The organism is Candidatus Magnetaquicoccus inordinatus, assembly GCF_004217665.1.
GTDB classification, from domain to species: Bacteria; Pseudomonadota; Magnetococcia; order Magnetococcales; family Magnetaquicoccaceae; genus Magnetaquicoccus; species Magnetaquicoccus inordinatus.
The window spans coordinates 1-1,052 of the sequence record NZ_RXIU01000528.1; the positions used below are offsets into that span (position 1 = coordinate 1).

Here is a 1,052-nt window from a genome sequence, read left to right on the forward strand (position 1 = left end):
GTAACAAAAATCACCGTTGAGTCGGGTCCATCTCACGGTAGAAGAGCAATTGCGGTAGGGGCTTTTTGAGGAGACCCCACATAGAGAACGGTCAACCCTTTCAGCAGATCGGCGTCACCCATCGGAAGCGAATGGGGCAAGCGATTTCCTCCTGATTTATATGTAATTTATTTGTCTATCATGATACTGAATGAAGTGTACTTTTGCAACATATTTTGACATGGTGGTCTGGATTGCCATGAACAAGTGGCATGGGGTCCAGGGGAGATTATCTCCCCTGGCGGGTGCAGGGCAGAGCCTTGCTTGTAATCTTCGAATTTGGCTTCTTCATCGGCAATCTTGGTCGCGACAAAGTGTGTTGTTTACATACCGGGGACGTTACCTTACCGAGCGATATACACGGAATCATTTTCAAAAATTATAATAAATCAATCGAAGACGTTGCCCACCACATCAGAAGAGAGCTGAAATCACTGGGATACATGCTTAATGGATAGAAAAATAATAAATATTAAAATCTTATGCTGTTTTCTGGACATGGATTCGTATGACGACGTGATCTTTTCCTACCGTGCAGGAGGCAACGGAGCAGGCAGGCGCAACTCCTGCGCGGGTGCCTGCAGGTAGATCGGTACGGGGGGTGCAATACGATTGATGGTTGCCATGCCACCGAGAATGACAATTCCCGTGGCGACAACCCACTTGACCGTTTCAACTTTCGCTTTTTCAATCTCCTTTTGCAGGCTGGCCTTGGTGACCTCAATGTCTTTTTGCAGGCTTGCCTTGGTAGATTCGATCTCTTTCTGCAGGCTGACCCTGGTGGTTTCAATCTCCTTTTGCAGGCTGACCCTGGTGGTTTCAATCTCCTTTTGCAGGTTGACCCTGGTGGTTTCAAGATCCTTTTGCAGGCTGATCCTGGTGGCTTCAAGCTCCTTTTGCAGGTTGACCCTGGTGGCCTCGACCTCTTTTTGCAGGGAAACTGGCAGGGTTGGTTCCCTGGGATGAGTTTGCGAAGGCATACTACAGTGGCATGAGTGCTGACCAGGGTACAC

At 48.5% G+C, this 1,052-nt stretch carries 2 protein-coding genes; one reads left to right on the forward strand and one right to left on the reverse strand.

The window, feature by feature from the left end; genetic code table 11:
• The first annotated feature begins 251 nt into the window (after nt 1-251).
• Nucleotides 252-497, forward strand: coding sequence for a TIR domain-containing protein (locus tag EJP87_RS19145; RefSeq protein ID WP_130473011.1), 246 nt, complete (start codon nt 252-254; stop codon nt 495-497).
• A 69-nt stretch (nt 498-566) separates the two neighbouring features.
• On the opposite strand, the gene EJP87_RS17050 is transcribed toward EJP87_RS19145, so the two are convergent.
• The coding region (locus tag EJP87_RS17050) for a CCDC90 family protein (protein ID WP_227657759.1) at nt 567-1,052 on the reverse strand (486 nt) is incomplete at its 5' end.

What these genes read in the sequence shown, in the direction of transcription:
- EJP87_RS19145 (WP_130473011.1), top strand. Translation starts at nt 252, where the DNA reads ATGGGGTCCAGGGGAGATTATCTCCCCTGGCGGGTGCAGGGCAGAGCC.